At 48.2% G+C, this 23,526-nt stretch carries 2 protein-coding genes; both read right to left on the bottom strand.

Annotated elements, in window-relative coordinates:
- Positions 1-256: 256 nt before the first annotated feature.
- Complete coding sequence (locus AM629_RS13905) at positions 257-20,665, bottom strand: non-ribosomal peptide synthetase (RefSeq protein WP_054479887.1); 20,409 nt, start codon at positions 20,663-20,665, stop codon at positions 257-259.
- Positions 20,666-21,995: 1,330 nt separating this feature from the next.
- Entirely contained in the window at positions 21,996-23,012 is a 1,017-nt protein-coding gene (locus AM629_RS13910) for a formamidase (RefSeq protein WP_054479888.1), read from the bottom strand.
- Positions 23,013-23,526 lie beyond the last annotated feature (514 nt).

A 23,526-nucleotide genomic window follows, 5' to 3' on the forward strand; every position in this document is an offset into this window, starting at 1 on the left:
ATGGTAATCTACCTGAAGAAATTAGGTAAGATAATGAATACATAGAAAAAATCCGGCATAAGCCATTTATACCCTATGGATTTCAAGATGGATCGCGACGGCAAGGGAGCGAATCCCCGGGAGCAGAGATAACTATGTCATAGAGAACTCTGTGACCGGGGTGAGTGAGTGCAGCCAACAAAGAGGCAACTTGAAAGATAACGGGTATATACCGGATTATGAAACAAACACAGGATCATTAGCCTCAATTAAATCATCACTGAACCTCTCCGTCACAACTGATTGTCAGTGCCATATTTAAAGCTCGAATTAAAACGACTTTATCCTCGCTATCTTCCAGCAAACTAAAATGGTTACCCGAAATAGGAATTAGCCGCAGCAAAGGAGCCGGTACTATCTGCGCCCAACCTAATGACGGCTCCATACTTAAAGGCCGTGGGTTGTCATCCGTAACCAAAGGAACGAGTGGAGAAGGTTCCATTGCATAGAACTGATGAAGAGTTACCGTTAATACTTGCGGTTCATAATCCCTGACGATTTGTGCATAATTTTCTATCTGTTCCCAACGCTTCGCGATCAAATTAGGACTCAGATTTAACGGGTATAACGCCAGTTCCTGCGCCGCGGCAATAAATTGCACCAAACTCAGTTCGTCGATTCTTTGGTACAATGCGGCAATCTCTTCAATGCGTTCTTCCCCTAAGTGCCTTACCAATTCAATAAAGAACTGAAGCTTAGGCGGTATTATCTGTTTCCTGGAATAGTGAGGCGCAGGCGTATCAATTAGCCCCAGAAAATTGATCGTCTCACCGGCATTCAAAAGTTGCTGAGCAATGGCATAAGCCAATATACCGCCAGAAGAGTAACCACATATTCGGTACGGGCCTGCCGGTTGAATGGCCTTCATAAAGATGATCATTCTTGTCACCTGCTGCTCTATCGTTGACATGGGTCCTTCACTGATAGACGGCCAAGGCAGCGCGTAAATTGGATAGCCTGATTGAATATGCTGGGCCAGCCCAAAAACATAGGAATAATCACCCATCCCACTGGGAACAAAGAACAACGGTAGCCTGGTTCCGTCAGGTCGCACAGGTATGGCATGACTCCGTGGCTGAGACAGCCAATCTGAGGTCATTTTTGCCGCCAGTTCCATCAGAACCGGAAATTGAAACAAATCATTCAATGTACATACCAAATCATAACCTGCGGCAAGGTTTACCATCCGCATGGCAAGTAATGAATGTCCTCCCAACGTAAAGAAGTTGTCATGTCGGCTAATCCGCTCAATACCCAATAACTCACGCCAGATAACCGCCAATGTGGTTTCTATTTCTCCCTGCGGAGCTTCATAAATCTGACGGGCAAAAGCCTCTTTACCCGGAGCAGGTAACGCCCGGCGATCTAACTTACCATTAGTGGTCAGCGGGAAGGCATCCAGACGCACAAAGGCTGTCGGCACCATGTAGTCAGGTAAAATTGTGCTCAGATAGGTACGCAGACTATTAACCAGCCCGTCCTCTGTGTCTGCCACCACATAAGCAACCAACCGCTTATCCTGTCCATCACTCAACGCCAGCACAGCCGCCTCACGCACCGCAAAATGCTCCGTTAACCGGGCTTCAATTTCTCCCGGTTCAACGCGGAAACCGCGAATTTTAACCTGCTGGTCATTCCGGCCAAGGAATTCCAAATTACCATCTGGCAGGTAGCGAGCCAGATCCCCGGTTCGGTACATACGCGCGTTCGGTACATCACTAAACGGATCTGTCAAAAAGCGTTCAGCGGTCAATTCCGGGCGATTGAGGTAACCACAAGCAACCCCATCACCGCCAACATAAATCTCACCAGCCACCCCTAACGGCACCGGCTGACCATCATCATCCAGCAAGTAAACACGCGTATTGGCTATCGGTCGGCCAATGGAGACCCTTGTCGCCCCCGGTGGTAACGCGGCAATACGGTACATGGTAGTAAAGGTAGTTCCTTCACTCGGACCATAAGTCTGCAATAATCGTTGTGGCGGACTGTTGTCCAAAACCTCAGCAATCACATGCAGAGCGGGGATATCTCCCCCGAAAATCAGAATTTTTATCTGCGGAAGAACCGGTGACAACGCTACAACCAGCCGATTAAATAATCCGACAGTTAGCCACAGAATCGTGACTCGATGATCCTGTAACACCCGTACCAACGCCTGCGGCGTTAACAAAGTGGCATGATCAATCACCACCAGTGCCCCACCGTTGAGCAAAGGCGCCCAGACTTCAAAGGTGCTGGCATCGAAAGCCGGGTTAGCGGTAAAGGACACCCGATCATCTTGCTTAATTTCCGCATAGCCATTGTTAATGACCAGCCGAACCACCGCGCGGTGAGGCACTACCACGCCTTTTGGTATACCGGTCGAGCCGGAGGTATACATGACATAAGCGGGGTCTGAACTGTGACCAGACCAATCAAGATTGAAACCTTCTTCTTCCCTGCTTGTGTCTGCCTGATCAGTAAGTCGAAATAACGGAACAGTAAGGCTAATCGGAATATCAACCCGCCCATCAGTAAGCAACAATTTGGCTGAACAATCGTTTATCAACCAATTTTTCCGCTCATCCGGCGCTCCGGGATCAATAGGAACATAAACGGCACCTACTTTGAGAATCGCCAACTGTGCCACCACCAGTTCAATCGAACGCTCTAACAGCAGTGCAACATGGTCATTCGGGCAAATTCCCTGTGCAATCAATTGACGGGCTAGCCGGTTAGCTTGAGTATTCAGTTCGGCATAGCTAAGGGTTTTATCTCCTGCGATCAATGCCGTGGCTTCCGAGGTTTTCTCCACCTGTTGTTCAAATAATTGATGAATACACAACTGATCGGGATAGATTGTTTCAGTGGCATTCCAGGTTCCCAGCAATAACGTGCGTTCAGCCTCCGGCAGGATGTCTGGCATCTGCACCGATATTTCCGGGGTCTGTTCAAGTGCTCGCACCAAACTTTCCAATGCTTGTTGCATATAACCGCATATACGTTTCGGATCAAACGGCTGAACAATTTGAGCCGTCAACCCTAGTGCATCACCAAAATCTTCCACCGACATGACAAACGGATAATTAGTACGCTCCTGTCCACCAAAGAGTTCAATACCACTTATCGTTTCATGCAAGGTTTGCAAAGAGGCATTATGTCGATAATTCAACAGAGTATTAAAGAGTGGCGTTCCGCCCGGTACACCACTACAACGCTGAGCTAACACCAGAGATGCATGCTCATGTTCCAGCAACTCAGCCAGCCGGGTATGTACTATCTGTACACTATCTCGTACTGGAGTATCATCTACATCCAGTCGTAATGGCAGGGTATTGATAAACAATCCCATTCCATTATCAACCCCTTCCCCCGCTTGCATACGCCCAAACAGGACAGTCCCGAACACCACCTGCTGTTGTCCGCTGGTACGCGACAACACCTGCGCCCAGGCAAGATGACACAAAGAAGCCAAACTCACACTCAAACGCCGGGCTTGACCCCGTAAGCGGTCATTAAGTTCAGCTGCCAGCATCTGGTGTGATTCTGTGACTTGCGAACCATCATGATGCACGTCTGTCAATCCGAATGGTAACGTCGGCTCATTGACTCCAGCCAACATGTCGGTAAAGAAGCGGGTATGCTCTTCCTGACTTACCCCCAATCGTGCCTGAGCCACCAGATTGCGGAAGGGAACCGGAACAGGCAAATTGTCCCCTTGTCCGGCAAGATACGCCTGAACTTCACGGTTCATCACCCCCAATGTTGTATGGTCACCAATCAGATGGTGCAGTAATTGCAGCACTATCCAGCGGCCATCCTGCTCCTGTGCCACCGCAAAGCGCAGCAATGGCGCCTGTTCCAAGCCAATACGATGTTGGCGTGTATCAAAACGTCGCATCAATTGATCACCAACCGGACCATCATCCGGGTGTAGGGTCAATTCAGTCACGGATAAAGGTGCTTGACGCCAAACCACCTGAACTGGAACCGATACCCCTTGCCAGATAAAAGCGGTACGCAAAATATCGTGACGATCAACTACCTGTTGAACCGCGGCCAGATAACGATCCAATAAAGGCCGGTCAGCAAAAGCCATTTGACTGACCAGTAGATACGGATCACCTTTATTTGCCAGTAGATGATGGAACAAAATACCATCCTGCAACGGTGACAAAGCATAGATATCCTGAATATTGGTCATCCCGCCCGGCACTTGCCCGATGATACGGTCAATTTCCGCCTGAGTCAGATCAATCAGTGGTAACATCTCTGGTGTCAATGTAGTCGCTGCCGGTGTCATAACATTAGGCGGTACCACCACAGCCCAGTACTGTCCCAGCGTTTGGGCAAGTTCAGACAACACCGGAAATTGGAACAAGTCACGCACGGCCAGCGTCAATCTAAGAGTACGCAAGCGCTCAACCATCCGCACAGCAAGCAACGAATGTCCCCCCAGCGCAAAGAAACTATCATGCCGACTGATCTGTTCAATTCCCAGCAATTCGCGCCAGATAGCCGCCAGTGTAGTTTCTGTCTCCCCCTGCGGGGCGGCATAAACCTGATGAGCAAAATCTTCCTCTGCCGGAACCGGCAGCGCCCGGCGATCCAGTTTGCCGTTAGGCGTCAGCGGAAAGGCATCCAGACACACAAAAGCCGCCGGCACCATATAGTCAGGCAAAATTATGCTCAAGTGGCGACGCAAGTTATTAACTAACCCGTCATCCGCTTGCGCCACCACATAGGCAATCAACCGTTTGTCTTGCCCGTCACCAGCAACTAACACGAGTGCTTCACGTACCGCAGAGTGCTCCATCAACCGAGCTTCTATTTCCCCCGGCTCAATACGGAAGCCCCTAATTTTAACCTGCTGATCATTACGGCCAACAAACACCAGATTGCCATCCGGCAAGTAACGCGCCAAATCTCCGGTTCGGTACATGCGCGCATTCGGGTCATTGCTAAATGGGTCCGTGAGAAAACGTTCAGTGGTCAGTTCTGGTTGGTTCAAATAGCCACGTGCTACACCAATACCGCCAATATACAGCTCACCTACCGCCCCCAGCGGCACCGGCTGACCGTCGGTACCCAGTAAATAAACACGTGTGTTGGCCGTCGGGCGACCCATCGGCACCCATTCATCGGTATAGTCTAGCGGGCAAGACCAGACAGTCGCACAAACAGTAATTTCCGTCGGGCCATAAGCATTGAACAGATTCACCCGACCACTCAGAGCCTGAAGCAGTGCTGCACTGGGTGCTTCACCACCCAATATTAATGTCGGTCTTATCGTCATCACCGGCAAACCCGCCCCCTCCCGGAGCATAGCTGGTGTCAAACAGGCATGTGTCACCGCCTGCTCTTCTAGGTAATGCCAAAGGTGATGTGGCTCCTGACGAACCATGTCGGCAGGAATATCTAAAGTGGCACCACCACATAGCGCCATCATGACTTCCCAAACACTGGCATCGAAACCAAACGAGGCGAACTGCAACATTCGGCTGCCTGAATGAACATCAAACTGAACAATTTTTTCCTGAATAAGATTAACTAACCCACGATGTTCAATCATCACCCCTTTCGGTGTGCCGGTTGAGCCAGAGGTATAAATCACATAGGCCAGATGACGGGAAGTCAATGAAGACACCAAGGGATTGCTGTCCGGTTGGTCAGGCAATGAATTCGGATCAAATAGAGTTAATCCGGCTAACGCTTTCTCGCCTAACGCATCACATCCAGCACTATCCGCCAGCAAAATCGCTGGCGCGGCATCGGTCAGAATATGTATTAAACGCTCACCCGGATAAGCCGGGTCCAGAGGTACATAGGCTCCGCCAGCTTTTAGTATTGCCAACAGCCCTATGACCATTGCAGGTGAGCGTGTTACGCAAATCGCTACTCGCTGATCCGGTACCACACCCAATGTAATAAGCTGGTGGGCCAGCCGGTTAGCACAGGTATTTAATTCGGCATAACTTAAACGCTGACCTTCATGCACCAACGCAATAGCATCAGGATGCTTTTCAACTTGTTGTTCAAATAACCGATGAATACACCATTGGTCAGGATACCAGGCATTTGTGGCATTCCAAGTTTCCAGTAATAGCCTGCGTTCCGCTGACGCCAAAATATCGATTTTTCCAACCAACTGCTGAGGATTAGCGGCCATCTCTTGCAGTATCGTATACAAATAACCTGTATGTCGTTCAATTGTCTGCCGATCAAACAATGCGGTGGCATAATTCAGATAACCCACAATCCTGCCATCCACCTCAGACAGATTCAGCTCAAGATCAAACTTAACCACATCAAAAGCGTGATCAACGGGTGAGATGGTCAACCCCGGTAGCCTCAATTCCATATTCTCATTGTTCTGCCAGGCAAACATCACTTGAAACAACGGGGTATGCGCCAATCGGCGCGGTGGCTGCACAATTTCTACCACCTGTTCAAATGGCAAATCCTGGTGTTCCTGTGCCGCCAGCGCGGTTTGCCGCACACGCGTAAGTAACTCGGTAATGTTCAGCGAACCTGATAAATCAATACGTAAAGCTAACGTATTGACAAAGAAACCGATCAGCGATTCCACCTCTTGGAGACTACGGCCCGCACTCGGCGTACCGATAACCAGATCTTCTTGACCTGACAAGCGCGACAGGACTATAGCCCAGGCTGACAACAGGGTCATAAATAGCGTGACACCCTGCCGTTCACTCAAATGTTTAAGGGATTTCGTTAACTCTGCATCCAAATTAACAGGCAATACATGTCCGACAAACGACTGGTGAGATGGACGTAGCCGATCAGTTGGCAAATCTAATAGGACCGGCGAGTCAGCTAGCGCAGCACGCCAATAATCAGATTGGATTTGGACTCGTTCAGCTGAAAGCCATTGACGTTGCCACGCGGCATAATCAGGGTATTGAATCGCCAACGGTGGCAACGGATCGGGCTGCTCTAGCAAGAAAGCCGAATAGAGGGCATTCAGCTCACGCATTAACACGCTAACAGACCAGCCGTCTGAAATAATGTGATGCTGGGTCAACAAGAATACATAATCATTGTCAGCCCGTTGTATCAGACAGGCACGGATCAACGGGCCACGGGTCAAATCGAATGACGTCTCAGCTTCCTGTATACACAAATGTTCAAGTTGTTGATCCACATCAGGCACTTTACGCAGATCGTATTTTTTCATTGGCAAGCCAAATTCCACTGACAACAGTTTAACTTGAGGCTGACCATCAACAGAGATGAATACAGAACGTAACGCTTCATGACGAGCAAACAGGCGATTAAGCACCTGCTGCCAGACAGCAATATCAAGCGGCCCCTGCAAACGCAGTGCTATGGGAATATGATAGGTATCACTGACTCCCTTAAATTGAGCCAGGAACCACAAGCGTTGTTGCGCGAATGACAGCGGCAACTCACCCTCACGAGATATTGGCATAATGGCGGGTAGTTTACTGCCTTGTTCTGTCAGTTGCTTACTCATCACCTCAGCAAAGGCGGCTAAAGAAGGGGATTTAAACAACATGGTCAGCGGCAATTCGATACCTAAAGCGGCTATTCGATTGATCATCCGCACAGCCAATAGTGAATGACCGCCCAGTGCGAAAAAGTTGTCATGGCGGCTAATCTGTTCAACCCCCAATAACTTGCGCCAAATAGCGGCCAAAGTAGTTTCCATCTCTCCTTGCGGCGCTGCATAAACCTGACGAGCAAACGCTTCTTCTCCCGGCGCGGGTAATGCCCGACGGTTCAGTTTACCGCCAGATGTCAGTGGAAATGTATCCAAACGCACAAAAGCCACCGGCATCATATAATCAGGCAAAATCATACTCAGATGGGTACGCAAACTATTAACTAATCCGTCATCCGCGTCTGCCACCACATAGGCAACCAGCCGCTTCTCCTGTCCGTCATCGAGAGCTAACACCGCGGCTTCACGCACCGCAAAATGTTCCGTTAACCGGGCTTCGATTTCCCCCGGTTCAACGCGGAAACCGCGAATTTTAACCTGTTGGTCATTACGGCCAAGGAATTCCAAATTACCGTCCGGCAGGTAGCGAGCCAGATCCCCGGTTCGATACATCCGCCCATTCTGTTCATCACTAAAGGGATCTGTTAGAAAACGCTCAGCCGTCAATTCCGGGCGATTGAGATAACCGCAGGCCACCCCATCTCCGCCAACATAAATCTCACCAACCACCCCCAACGGCACCGGCTGACCATAATCATCCAGCAAGTAAACACGCGTATTGGCTATCGGTCGGCCAATAGGCACTCTCATCGTTCCTTGTGGTAACGCGGCAATACGGTACATGGTGGTAAAAGTGGTTCCTTCACTCGGACCGTAAGCCTGCAATAATTGTTGCGGCGGGCTGTTGTCCAAAACCTTAGCAATCACATGCAGATCGGGGATATCTCCGCCGAAAATCAGGACTTTTATCTGCGGGAGAACCGAGGATAATTCTACTACCAGCCGGTTAAATAACCCGATAGTCAGCCACAGAATCGTAACTCGATGAACCTGTAACACCCGTACAAACTCCTGCGGCGTCAGCAAAGTGGCATAGTCAATTACCACCAGCGCCCCACCATTAAGCAAAGGCGCCCAGACTTCAAAGGTACTGGCATCAAAAGCCGGGTTAGCGGTGAAAGCAACCTTGTCATCCGGCCTGATTGCAACATAGCCGTTATTAATAACCAATCTGACCACCGCACGATGAGGCACCACCACGCCTTTTGGTGTACCGGTCGAGCCGGAGGTATACATGACATAAGCTGAATCTGAACTATGACAAGGTAAATCAAGATTGGCGCGATCTTCCGCTCTGATTGTTCCCATCTCACTGGAAAGACAGAACAGAGGAACTGCAAAATTAGTCGGAATATCAAATGGTAAATCAGTGATCAGTAACCGTGCTGAACAATCGTTTATCAACCTGTTTTTCCGCTCGTCCGGTACGCTGGGATCTATCGGCACGTATACAGCATCGACCTTGAGAATAGCCAGCTGGGCCACCACCAGTTCAATCGAACGCTCTAACAGGATTACAACGCGATCACCCGGACAAATCCCTTGTGCTACCAATTGACGGGCCAGCCGGTTAGCACTGGCATTCAGCTCTGCATAACACAGCGCCTTATCTCCTGCTATCAACGCGACGGCATCCGGGGTTTTATCCACCTGTTGTTCAAATAACTGATGGATACACAACTGGTCAGGATAAGCGACTTCCGTCGTATTCCAGATTTTCAGCAGTAAATTCCTCTCTGCTTCCGGCAAGATTTCCAGCGCCCGAACGGGTTTTTCCGGGGTCTGTTCAAGCGCCTGTACCAGACTTTCCAGTGCTTGTTGCATATAGCCGCATACGCGTTCCGGATCAAACGGCTGGACGATTTGCGCTGTCAGTCCCAACGCATCACCAAAATCCTCCACCGACAGCACAAATGGATAGTTGGTCCGCTCCTGCGCACCAAGGAACTCAACACCGTTTATCATTTCATTCGAAGCTGCTAACGGCGCATTATGCCGATAGTTCAACAGAGTACTAAAGAGCGGGGTTCCACCCTGCACACCACTGCAACGCTGAGCCAATGCCAGCGAGGCGTGTTCATGCTCTAACAGCCCTGCCAACCGGGTATGTACCGCCTGTATGCTGTCCCGCACCGGGGTATCATCGATATCCAATCGTAGCGGCAAGGTATTAATAAACAGTCCCATGCCACTGTCAGCGCCTTCGCCCGCCTGCATACGCCCAAATAGCACCGTGCCGAACACCACTTTCTTCTGGCCGCTGGTACGAGACAACACTTGCGCCCAAGCCAGATGGCACAATGTGGCTAAACTTACCCCCAGACGCCGAGCCTGATCACGTAAACGGTCATTCAAGTCAGTCGTCAGCATCCGATGCGATTGTGTTACCTGTGAACCACCATGGTGTACCTCTATCAACCCAAACGGCAACGTCGGTTCCTCCACCTCCGCTAACATGTCGGTAAAGAAACAAGTATGCTCAACCTGATTGACACCCAATTGAACCTGAGCAATCAAATGACGGAAAGGTACCGGAACCGGCAGCCTGTTCTGCTGCCCGGTAAGATACGCCTGAACCTCACGGTTCATGACTTCCATCGTAGTATGATCGCCAATCAAGTGATGCAACAATTGCAACACCACCCAACGGCCATCAGTCTCCTGCGCCATCACAAAACGTAGCAGCGGAGCCTGACTCAAATCGATACGATGCTGGCGTGGATCAAACAATTGAGCTAACTGTTCGCAGATCGGTCCGTCAGCCAGGTTCAGCACCCGTTCCGCCACGGGTAATTGAACTTGACGACAAACCACCTGAGCCGGAACAGATAATCCCTGCCAAATAAAGGCAGTGCGCAAGATATCATGGCGATCAACCACCTGCTGAACCGCCGCCAGATAACGATCCAGCAAAGGTCGGTCAGCAAAAACCATTTGACTCGCTAACAGATACGGATCACCTTCGTTCGCCAGCAGATGATGGAACAAAATACCATCCTGCAACGGCGACAAAGCATAGATATCCTGAATATTGCTAATTCCGCCAGGCACCTGCTCGACGATGTAATCAATCTCTGACTGAGTTAGCGCAATCAACGGCAACATCTCCGGCGTCAACGCCTCAGTTACCGATGTAATGATATTAGGCGGCACCACCACAGCCTGATATTGTGCCAACGTTTGAGCAAGTTCAGACAGCACTGGAGATTTAAACAGATCACGCACTGCCAACGTTAAACCCAGATTACGCAAACGCTCAACCATCTGCACAGCGAGCAACGAATGTCCTCCCAGCGTGAAGAAACTATCGTGCCGGCTAATCTGCTCAACTCCCAACAAATCACGCCAGATAGCGGCCAAAGCAACCTCAGTGTCCCCTTGCGGTGCTTCATAAACCTGATGAGCAAAAGCGTCCTCTCCCGGAGCCGGTAATGCCTGACGATCTAATTTACCGTTAGAGGTCAACGGAAAAGCATCCAGACACACAAAAGCCGCTGGCACCATATATTCAGGCAGAATTGCACTTAAATAAGTCCGTAAACTATTAACCAATTCGTCATTCGCATCTGCCACCACATAGGCAACCAACCGCTTATCTTGCCCATCTCCCAACGCCAGTACAGCGGCCTCCCGTACCACAGGATATGCCATTAGCCGCGCTTCAATTTCCCCCGGTTCAATGCGGAAACCCCGAATTTTCACCTGTTGGTCATTACGGCCAAGGAACTCCAGATTACCGTCAGGCAAGAAGCGGGCCAGATCCCCGGTTCGATACATCCGCCCATTCTGTTCATCACTAAAGGGATCTGTTAGAAAACGCTCAGCCGTCAATTCCGGGCGATTGAGATAACCGCAGGCCACCCCATCTCCGCCAACATAAATCTCACCAACCACCCCCAACGGCACCGGCTGACCATAATCATCCAGCAAGTAAACACGCGTATTGGCTATCGGTCGGCCAATAGGCACTCTCATCGTTCCTTGTGGTAACGCGGCAATACGGTACATGGTGGTAAAAGTGGTTCCTTCACTCGGACCGTAAGCCTGTAATAATTGCTGTGGCGGGCTGTTGTCCAAAACCCCAGCAATTACATGTGGATCGGGGATATCCCCCCCGAAAATCAGAACTTTTATTTGCGGAAGAATGGGGGATAACCTTGCCACTAACCGGTTAAACAACCCAATAGTCAGCCACAGAATCGTGATTTGATGAGCCTGTAACGCTTGTACAAATTCCTGTGGTGTCAGCAAAGTAGCGCGATCAATAACCACCAATGTGCCACCGTTAAGCAAAGGCGCCCAGACTTCAAACGTACTGGCATCAAAAGCCGGGTTCGCCGTAAAAGCAACCTTGTCATCCAGCCCGATTGCGGCATAACCGTTATTAATAACCAGCCTGATTACCGCACGATGAGGCACCACCACGCCTTTTGGTGTGCCGGTCGAACCGGAGGTATACATGACATAAGCTGAATCTGAACTGAGACAAGGTACATTGAGATTGAAACACGCTTTCTCCCTGATGGTGTCCATCTCACTGGAGAGACGAAACAGCGGAACTGCAAGGTCAATCGGGATATCAAACTGCAAATCAGTGAGCAGCAATTTGGCTGAACAATCGTTTATCAACCCGTTTTTCCGTTCGTCCGGCACGCTGGGATCTATCGGCACATAAACAGCACCAGCTTTAAGAATGGCTAATTGTGCCACCACCAATTCAACCGAGCGTTCTAACATAATCGCCACGTGGTCATCCGGGCAAACCCGCAGTTCAATCAGTCGATGGGCCAATCGGTTAGCATAAGCATTCAGTTCCGCATAACTGAGGATTTTATCTCCCGCTATCAGCGCTGTCGCTACCGGGGTTTTCTCTGCCTGTTGTTCAAATAACTGATGAATACACAACTGGTCAGGATACGGTGCTTTAGTCGCATTCCAGATTTCCAACAGCAACCTGCGCTCCGCCGACGTCAGAATATCGATCTCCCCGACTGATTGCTGAGGGTTAGTCACCATCTCTTGCAGCACCGTGTACAGATACCCCAAATGCCGCTCGATGGTTTGTTGATCAAACAGGGCCGTTGCATAACTCAAATAACCAACAATCTTGCCATCCTTCTCAGACAAATTCAGTTCAAGATCAAACTTAGCGGTATCAAGGCATTGCTCGGCAGGTGAGACTGCCAACCCCGGCAGTTTCCAATCTGGATTCTCATTGTTCTGCCAGGCAAACATCACCTGAAACAGGGGCGTATGCGCCAATCGGCGCGGCGGTTGCACTATTTCCACCACTTGTTCAAATGGCAGATCCTGATGCTCCTGAGCTGCTAATGCCGTCTGACGCACACGAGCAAGCAACTCAACCACATTTGGCGCACCCGATAAATCGATACGTAAGGCCAACGTATTAACAAAAAAGCCGATCAACGATTCCACTTCCTGGCGACTGCGACCCGCACTTGGTGTACCAATAACCAGATCTTCCTGACCTGACAGACGCGATAAGACCATAGCCCAGGCTGACAGCAAGGTCATGAACAATGTGCCCCCCTGCTGCTCGCTCAAACGCTTCAAGGATTGGGTTAATTCGGCATCCAGATTGACAGGCAATAAATTCCCCGCAAATGATTGCTGGACAGGACGTGGTCGGTCAGTTGGCAAATCCAACAATACCGGCACATCAGCCAATATCGTGCGCCAATAGTCAGATTGGTTCTGAATACGCTCAGCCGAAAGCCACTGACGCTGCCAGGCGGCGTAATCAGGGTACTGAATCGGTAATGCAGGCAATGGATCAGGTTGCCCGGTCAGAAAAGCCGTATAGAGAGTACTTAATTCACGCATCAGTATGCTGACAGACCAGCCATCGAAAACAATATGATGCAGGGTCAACAGGAATAGGTAATCATCGTTAGCCAGTTGTATCAAAGCAGAGCGGATTAACGGCCCACGAGCGAGATTAAACCGTGTTTCAGACTCCTGCATGCGCAGATATTTAAGTTGTTTCTCCACATCAGGTACTTTACGCAGATCGTATTTTTTCATCGGCAGGCCAAATTCCGTCGGCAACAGTTCGATCTGGGGATGACCATCAACTGTCACAAATATGGAACGTAAAGCCTCATGACGAGCAAATAGGTGATTAAGTGCGCGCTGCCAGGCAGCGATATCGAACTGACCACGCAAACTCAATGCTACCGGGATATGATAGGTATTACTGACCTCGTCAAATTGGGCGAGGAACCACAAACGCTGTTGCGCAAATGACAGAGGTAACTCGCTATCGCGGGATATCGGCATGATTGCGGGTAATATGCTATCTGGTTCACCAAACTGAACACTCATCTTCTCGGCAAAAGCTGACAATGAAGGAAATTCAAATAACGTGCTCAACGGCAGTTTGATGCCTAAAGCGGCTATCCGGTTCATCATCCGAACAGCCAATAGTGAATGACCACCCAGTGCGAAAAAGTTGTCATGCCGACTTATCTGTCCAATTCCCAGCAATTCATGCCAGATAGTCGCCAAAGCAATCTCAGTTTCCCCTTGCGGCGCTTCATAGATCTGACGGGCAAAATCCTCTTCCCCCGGAGCCGGTAGCGCCCGGAGATCCCGTTTGTCGTTAGGTGTGAGCGGAAAGGCATCCAGACGCACGAAAGCCGCTGGCACCATATAGTCAGGTAAAATTGTACTTAAATGCTCACGCAGACCAACCACTAACCCGTCATCTGGCTCGGCCACCACATAAGCAACCAGCCGTTTATCTTGTCCATCACTTACCGCTAATACCAATGCTTCACTCACCGCCGGATGCTCGGTCAAACGCGCTTCGATTTCTCCCGGTTCAATCCGAAAACCCCGGATTTTAACCTGTTGGTCATTACGACCAACAAACACCAGATTGCCATCCGACAGGTAGCGGGCCAAATCCCCGGTTCGATACATGCGTGCATTCGGTACATCACTAAATGGATCTGTCAGAAAGCGTTCAGCGGTCAATTCCGGGCGATTAAAGTAACCACAGGCAACCCCATTGCCGCCAACATAAATCTCACCGGTCGCACCTAGTGGCACCGGTTGCCTATACGCGTCTAACAGATAGAGGCGCGTGTTAGCAATTGGCCGGCCAATAGGGATCTTTGCTACTCCCGGCGGTAACGCCGTAATGGGATATATCGTGGTAAAGGTGGTGCCTTCACTTGGGCCATAAGCTTGTAATAATTGTTGCGGCGGATTGTTGTCCAAAACCTGAGCGATCACATGCGGATCGAGGACCTCTCCGCCGAAAATCAAAATCTTGATCTGAGCAAGCACCGGAGACAACTCCGCCACCAACCGGTGAAGCAAGCCAACACTCATCCACAGAATAGTGATTCGATAAGCCTGTAAAGCTCGTACAAAATCCGATGGCGTCAGTAAAGTAGCATGGTCGATAACCACCAATGTTCCACCGTTGAGCAACGGCGCCCAAACTTCAAATGTGCTGGCATCAAAAGCGGGATTCGCTGTAAAGGCAACCCGATCATCCTGTCCGATTTCCGCATAGCCATTATTCATCACCAGTCGGACCACAGCACGATGAGGCACTACCACCCCTTTTGGTGTACCGGTCGAACCGGAGGTATACATAATATACGCTGACTTGGCGCTGAAACCGGGTAAGTCAAGATTGCAACGCTCCTCTTCCCTGTCCGTAATGGGATCGCTGGAGAGATGAAATAACGGCACAGCAAGACCAGTTGGGATATCAGCCTGCTCATCAGTGAGCAGCAATTTGGCTGAACAATCGTTTATCAGCCAATTTTTCCGCTTATCCGGCATTCTGGGATCGACGGGAACATAAACGGCACCAACTTTGAGAATAGCCAGTTGTACCACCACCAGCTCAACAGAGCGTTCTAATAAGATCGCCACATGGTCATCTGGTAAGATGCCCTGTTCAATCAGTTGACGAGCCAGTCGATTCGCACAAACATTCAGTTCCACGTAACTGAAAGTCTTATCTCCTGCTATCAGCGCTATGGCCTCTGGGGTTTTCTCCACCTGCTGTTCAAACAACTGATGAATGCATAGCTGGTCAGGATACGGCGCCTCGGTGGCGTTCCAGATTTTCAGCAACAGCTGTTGCTCTGCTTCTGGCAAGATGTTCAATCTGCGTACCGGTGTTTCTGGCGCCTGTTCAAGCACTTCCACCAGGCTTTCTAATGCCTGTTGCATATAACCACATACCCGTTCTGGATCAAACGGCTGCACCACTTGGGCGATCAACCCCAAAGTGGAACCACCGTCCTCTACCGACAGCACAAACGGATAGTTAGTACGTTCTTCTTCGCTAAGGAATTCAATACCCGGCACAACCTTATCCAGCGTCATCGGCTGATCGTTATGCAGATAGTTCAATAAGGAACTAAAAAGTGGCATTTCGCCCTGTACACCACTGCAACGCTGAGCCAGCGCTAACGATGCATGTTCATGATCCAACAATGCTGCTAATCGGGTATGTGCGGCCTGTACGCTGTCCCGTACCGAAGTGTCATCAATATCCAACCGCAACGGCAAGGTATTGATAAACAGCCCCATCCCGCTATCAGCCCCATCACCCGCCTGCATACGCCCAAACAATACCGTGCCAAACACCACCTGTTGCTGCCCGCTGGTACGCGACAATACCTGCGCCCAAGCCAAATGACACAAAGCAGCCAGACTAACGCCCAGACGCCTCGCCTGATTGCGCAAGCGGTCATTCAGCGTGGCTGTCAGCATTCGGTGCAATTGGGTGACTTGTGAACCATCACGATGGACCTCCACCAATCCAAACGGTAACGTCGGTTCATCTACCTCAGCCAGCATGTCAGTAAAGAAGCGGATATGCTCTTCCTGACTTACCCCCAATCGGGCTTGAGCCACTAAATTGCGGAAAGGTACCGGTGCAGGCAGACTACCCTCCTGCCCGGAAAAATACGCCTGAACTTCGTGGTTCATGATTTCCATCGTGGTATGGTCGCCAGTCAAATGATGCTGCAATTGCAATACTATCCAGCGACCATCCGTTTCCTGTGTCACTATAAAGCACAACAACGGTGCCTGGCCCAAATCGAGGTGATGCTGACGTAAGTCAAAACGCTGGGTTAACTGGTCAATAATTGGGCCATCAGCGGGATTCAGCATCAACTCAGTCACTGACAAAGGTGCCTGACGCCAAACGACCTGAGCCGGAACTGACAATCCTTCCCAGAGAAAAGCCGTACGTAAAATATCGTGACGATCAACCACCTGTTGAACCACTGCCAGATAACGGTCCAACAAAGGCCGATCATTGAAGGCCATCATATAGGCCAACAGATACGGGTCACCTTCATTTGTGAGTAAATGGTGGAACAAAATACCGTCCTGTAGCGGCGACAGGGCATAGATATCCTGAATATTGGCGATCCCTCCCGGCACCTGTCCGACGATACGGTCAATATCAAGCTGAGTTAGATCAATCAGTGGCAGCATCTCCGGCGTCAATACTGTCGTTGCCGATGTAATCACATTAGGCGGTACCACGACTATAGCCTGATGCTGCCCCAACATATGAGCAAGCTCAGACAATACTGGATATCGGAATAAATCGCGGGCAACCAACGTTAACCCAAGGTTACGCAGACGCTCAATCATCCGTAAGGCAAAGAGAGAATGACCACCCAACGCAAAAAAGTTGTCATGTCGGCTAATCTGCTCAATACCCAACAATTCACGCCAGATAGTCGCCAACGTGGCTTCTATTTCCCCCTGCGGTGCTGCATAAATCTGACGAGCAAAAGCCTCCTCACCCGGAGCAGGCAACGCCCGGCGATCTAACTTACCATTAGGAGTCAGCGGGAAGGCATCCAGACGCACAAAAGCCGCTGGCACCATGTAGTCAGGTAAAACTGTACTCAGGTAGGTACGCAGATTATTAACCAACTCCTCATCCGCGTCTGCCACCACGTAGGCAACTAACCGCTTATCCTGCCTATCATCCTGAACCAGCACAACAGCCTCACGTATCGCAGAATATTCCGTTAGTCGAGCTTCGATTTCTCCCGGTTCAATGCGGAAACCCCGAATTTTAACCTGCTGGTCATTACGGCCAAGGAATTCCAAATTACCGTCCGACAAATAGCGCGCTAAATCCCCGGTTCGATACATCCGCGCATTCGTCTTATGACTAAATGGATCGACCAGAAAGCGCTCAGCGGTCAATTCCGGGCGATTGAGATAACCGCTGGCCACCCCATCACCGCCAATATAAATCTCACCGCTACCCCCCAACGGCACCGGCTGACCATAATCATCCAGCAAGTAAACACGCGTATTGGCTATCGGTCGGCCAATGGGAACCTTCGCCATCCCCGGAGGTAACAACGCGATACGATACATCGTGGTAAACGTCGTTCCTTCCGTCGGGCCATAGGCTTGCAATAACTGTTGAGGCGAATTTTTGTCCAAAACCTTAGCAATTACATGCCGATCGGGAATATCCCCCCCGAAAATCAGCATTTTTATCTGTGGAAGCACCGAGGACAACTCAGCTACCAATCGGTTAAATAACCCAATCGTTAACCACAAAATCGTGATGTGATGAGCTTGTAACTCCTGTATAAACGCTTGCGGCGTCAGCAACGTGGCATGATCAATCACCACCAACGCTCCACCATTAAGTAAAGGCGCCCAGATTTCAAAGGTACTGGCATCGAAAGCCGGGTTAGCGGTGAAAGCAACCCGGTCATCCTGCCCGATTTCTGCATAGCCATTATCAATAACCAGCCGAATTACCGCATGATGAGGTACGATGACTCCTTTGGGTGTACCCGTCGAACCAGAGGTATACATGACATAAGCAGCGTCTGAACTGCGACAAGGTAAATCAAGATTGAAATCCGTCTCATCTTCCCCGGGCGCATCTACCTCCGCAGAAATACACAATAACGGAACAATCAGGCCAATCGGGATATCAGACTGTACATCAGTGATGAGTAACCGAGCTGAGCAATCGTTTATCAACCTGTTTTTCCGCTCGTCCGGCACACTAGGATCGATAGGAACATAAACGGCCCCCGCTTTGAGGATAGCCAACTGTGCTACCACCAGTTCAATCGAACGCTCTAACAGGATTACAATGTGATCACCCGGGCTAATCCCCAGAGCAATCAATTGACGAGCCAGTCGGTTAACACCCGCATTGAGTTCAGCATAGCTAAGGGTCTTATCTCCTGCTATCAATGCGGTGGCCGCCGGAGTTTTCTCCACCTGTTGTTCGAATAGCTGATGAATACACAGCTGGTCAGGATAGATTGTTTCAGTGGCGTTCCAGGTTTCCAACAGTAGTGTGCGTTCGGACTCAGGTAATAAATTAAGCTGCCAAACTGGTATTTCATCACCTACTTTTTCCGCTGATGCCAACACCTGTAAATGTTCACTCATCCGCTGAACATCTTCTACGAGCAAACGAGTTGCATCGTAGATCCAGCGAAAACCACCCTGTGCATTAATCTGCAATGTCAGAAGTTCACCTGACACATCCTTCTCCCACTGTCTGTCATCCTTTATGACCGAGACAGCAATCCGCCATGGCTGGCAGGTTGTTAACGCTGGAATAACACTTAATGCAGGAGAACGGGAAAGAAGGTCACAACAAAATGTACGGTGTTGCGCTAAACATGTAAGTTCGTTACTAATCCAGTCAGCGACTACACTCCACGGCTTATCAAATGCTACCTCAATCGCCATGGGAACCACCGGTGACAAACCAGCCAATAAACCCAGTTCATCTTTTGCTTCATCCACATACCAACCGATTTGGAACTTGGTCTGATGAGTCAAACGCGCCAGATAAATGGCGAATGTCTGCAACAACATCGGCAATGGATCTGTTTCACTGTTTTTCGGCAACGGAGGTTGCCAGACACTCATTGCCCATCTGGGTTCTACCTGCTCCCCGGCAATTTCGAAAGGTAATTGGAATGGCTGCCAAGAGGCAAGACGCTCACACCAGAATGATTCACTGGGTGCCAATGACTGGAGAGTATTTTTTACATTCTGTGCTTGTTGTGGAGAAAGCAAAGGTAATGATTTACCCGGCCTGAGTTCTGATATAGCAGCCAGTTCACCAGCAGATAATAATTTGCCTTCAAGAGTGGTAAACCCACCAATCCGCACATCTCCACTGCCCGTCGTGACTTGCCAGGCGTTCTCTTCTACATCAATCAACGTACCTGGTGCCGCCTGAGAACAACAGTTCAACCGTTCAAGCCAGGAAATTCGCACGGTGCCCTGCTTAAGCAACACTTTCGGACAGCCCAGTGGATTTAGATAATTCTCGCCAAAATCTAAGGCCCGTACCAACGCTGACAATACTTCACCCGGCTGCTCCCAACACAGATATCCCCCACCATCAGGCCGATGTGACTGAGCATAAAAACTCCGTTGCGAGAGATCTTGTAGATGGGTCACCAACGTGCCCTGACCAAGATCCTGCAACAATTTAATAAATCCTTCCTGAGCAGCCTGATAACATTTTAGATTCAATGAAAATGCACTATCGTGTTCCCCAATAGATACCGGCCATTGCACAGCAATATCACAGGTATCCACACCCGCTTCAATGCAATGCCAGGAAATAGCATAATGTGCCTCCTGCGCTAACAACGCCCAAGAAGTGGCATGACAACCCGCATAGCGGGGTAAGGGGCTATCGTGATAGTTAAAAGCGCCGCCGCGAATCTGTTCAATCAACGACATAGGCAGAATGATCGGACTAGCGATTGAGAAAAGCCAATCGACAGGGTGTAGCATGATTTGCTGTTGTAATGCGTCAACAGAGTCCACACAAACGATTCCTTGCTGGACAGCCCAAGTTTGCAAAACATCATCATCAGTTAGCACCGCTTGTATTGTATGCCCAGCCGATTGAATTTGCTCGGCACAGAATACTGCAAGAGTTGTTCCTCCCACCACGACACAGATACGTGATGAAGTAGGAATATTATTTACGTTATTGATTATATTTTCTGACGTCTGAGAGGGGAGTGCTACTTTAAGGACATTTCCCGCGTTAGCAATGCTATCTTTCATTTACAACCTCAACAATTCTGTTAGATATTTGAAAACTGTCTTTCCCGACAGTCATCAAAGTGCTTTCTTTTACTTTTCCCCGTTTTATCTTTGGAGGAATAAAGACGGACTTGCCAAGCATCAATCAAGATACTCAGACAATACTTTCTCTCTGGCATTGAGTGTAAATAACCGCTTGATTAACCATGCTGTGGTGATAATTCACCTAACAATGGAATAAATGATTCATTCTATGAACCGTAAACAAGCACTCTGTTTCGTCCCTGTTTTTTATATCAATGTCTATGATGAGTTGGCGTTTAATTCCATGACTTAAAAAGGATTTATAGACGACTAATTGGTATGAGTTGACTTCGATCACGCTCCAAAAATAAAGATTATCATTCTAATAATGAACAAAAAACCCCTGCCAAAGCAACTTATTAAACATTTACAAATACATCCTGTATATTTAATTACTCAAAGATATAAGTTTAGGTTAGAATCAATTTCACCACATGTTATTTAATAATAAAACCCTATGATTAATGTGAAAGTTAATTATATTTAACTTCGTAAAGAAATAATTTCAAATTAAAATCAACCTTATTATATACCCAATGGATTTCAAGATGGATCGCGACGGCAAGGGAGCAAATCCCCGGGAGCATAGATAACTATGTCATAGATAACTATGTGACCTGGGTGAATGAGTGCAGCCAACAAAGAGGCAACTTGAAAGATAAAGGGTATATATTATTGGATTATAATATAGCTAAGATTACCATTAATGCAATACCGTATTGATTATCAGGCAACATATTCTAAGAAAACTATTCTTTGATGTGATTTATCGGATGGTGCAAACAGGATTCAAGCTTTATACCCAATAGATTTCAAGATGCATCACGACGGCAAGGGAGCAAATCCCCGGGAGCATAGATAACTATGTCATAGATAACTCTGTGACCGGGGTGAGTGAGTGTAGCCAACAAAGAGACAGCTTGAAAGATAACAGGTATACCTCAATTAAATTAAACACCGATTTTATATATCTAATTTTCATTCAATAAATTAATAATAATTTACCGAAATAAATAATTAATAAACACCCACCTCACTACAATAATTAACCGATAAATGATTCGTAATAACTCCAATTTAACATCAAAAAAATGATTCATATCAACAAGAATAGGAATATTATTAATAAAATACGCAATAGTTAATCCTATAGCTATTATAGCCTATATTTCTACAATATCTTTCAGAAAAAAAACTCACCTTCGCCACAGGATGGCAAAAAGAACAGCACCGCAAACCCTGCGGTGCTGTGTTATTATCGTCTTGATTATTTACCGATTTTCGGTAATGGCCCTAATTTCACCCCTTCTGGATAGTATTTCCATCCATCACGAATACGGATGTTTTCCTCCCAAGGCAGTTTATATTCACCGTTTGCCAAGTCACGTACCCAAGTCAGATAGTTAGCTCTCTCACCACCGGGTTTACCAACATAACCCCGACAACCAAGATTAAAAATACTGTTTTCCAGCGCCCAATTCTCACGAGCTTTATCCACCAGACGCGGGAACAATTCGGCGGTAACAATTTCCCACGGGTTACGCTGCCCTTGTTGAATAACGTTACCATCGTAGTTACAAATTGTACCTTCACCGAAGTAATAGAAAACCTCATCGTAACCGGCCAAATTAACCGATACGGTATACATCAGGTTTTGCCAAGCATTGGTACGATTAGTCCAGATCCACTGGTCATTAACTTGAGTAGAATAACCGGAAATGCGAATAAAGACGTTACAACCTTTATAAGCTGCCTCACGTGCCAACTCAGGAAACATACCATCATGACAGATACAAACCGCCAATTTTGAACCTTTAGGTCCCTCACAGACCGGCATACCCATATTGCCCGGCATCCAAGGTTCAATTGGCACCCAAGGTTGTAACTTACGGTAATGCAGTACAATCTCACCTTTATTGTTAATAATAATAGCGGTGTTATAAGGAGATAGTAACGGATCTTCATTACGCTCCATTACCGAGAAAACGCCCCAAATATCATTGTGAATACAGGCCGAACGAAAACAGTCAACTTCTGGACCGTCCAACAATAACAACATCTCATCATAGGTCCAGATCTTCGTATTTAATCCCTGTGTGGAATATTCCGGGAATACGATAATATCCAGATCAGGATAACCCACTTTCGTTGAATCTATCGTTTTACAAATCTGTTTCACCTGAACCTGAATATCTTCAGGTCCTTTAATTATAGGAACAGGATATTGAATAGCCGCAATTAATAATGCTTCATCCCATGCACTTACACTTCCAGTACTGCCCATAGTAAACCTCTAAATAAATCATAGTGACAAATTAAATGACAAGTTTCATCATTATACTGACCAAATAGGCCACGACTTTATTTTCATCTGTCGTTAAGCGATCTTACCAACGCATAATAACGCCGCTTTTCATCACCAAAATGCGATCCATAACATCAAATAAAAAAATTAATAATTTTGGAGTAAGAAATTCTTTTATTAACGCGGGCATGAGTTTGTCCGATCTGAGTTGCTAATAAGAGAGTAAATAAGTTAACCGGTCGGATGGGGGATGTGGAAAGATAGATTTAAAACTATTGCATGTAAGTTAAACAGCCTTATCTTGATAATCATATTCATTTTTGTTAATAAAAAATCGTACTGATATAACTTTTCTACAAGATTCAGATAACATTTTACTATTATATGTCATTCATGCCTGAGGACTTCGTGAACAACTTTATTGTAAAAGATCTGATAGCCCCTCAGACACTGCGGTTTCTGCTTATTAACCCACTCAGATCATTTACTCACT

It is taken from the genome of Photorhabdus heterorhabditis, assembly GCF_001280945.1.
Lineage (GTDB): Bacteria > Pseudomonadota > Gammaproteobacteria > Enterobacterales > Enterobacteriaceae > Photorhabdus > Photorhabdus heterorhabditis.

Bases quoted from the DNA above. Each gene is read 5' to 3' on its own strand.
- AM629_RS13905 (WP_054479887.1), bottom strand. From the start codon at position 20,665: ATGAAAGATAGCATTGCTAACGCGGGAAATGTCCTTAAAGTAGCACTC.
- AM629_RS13910 (WP_054479888.1), bottom strand. From the start codon at position 23,012: ATGGGCAGTACTGGAAGTGTAAGTGCATGGGATGAAGCATTATTAATT.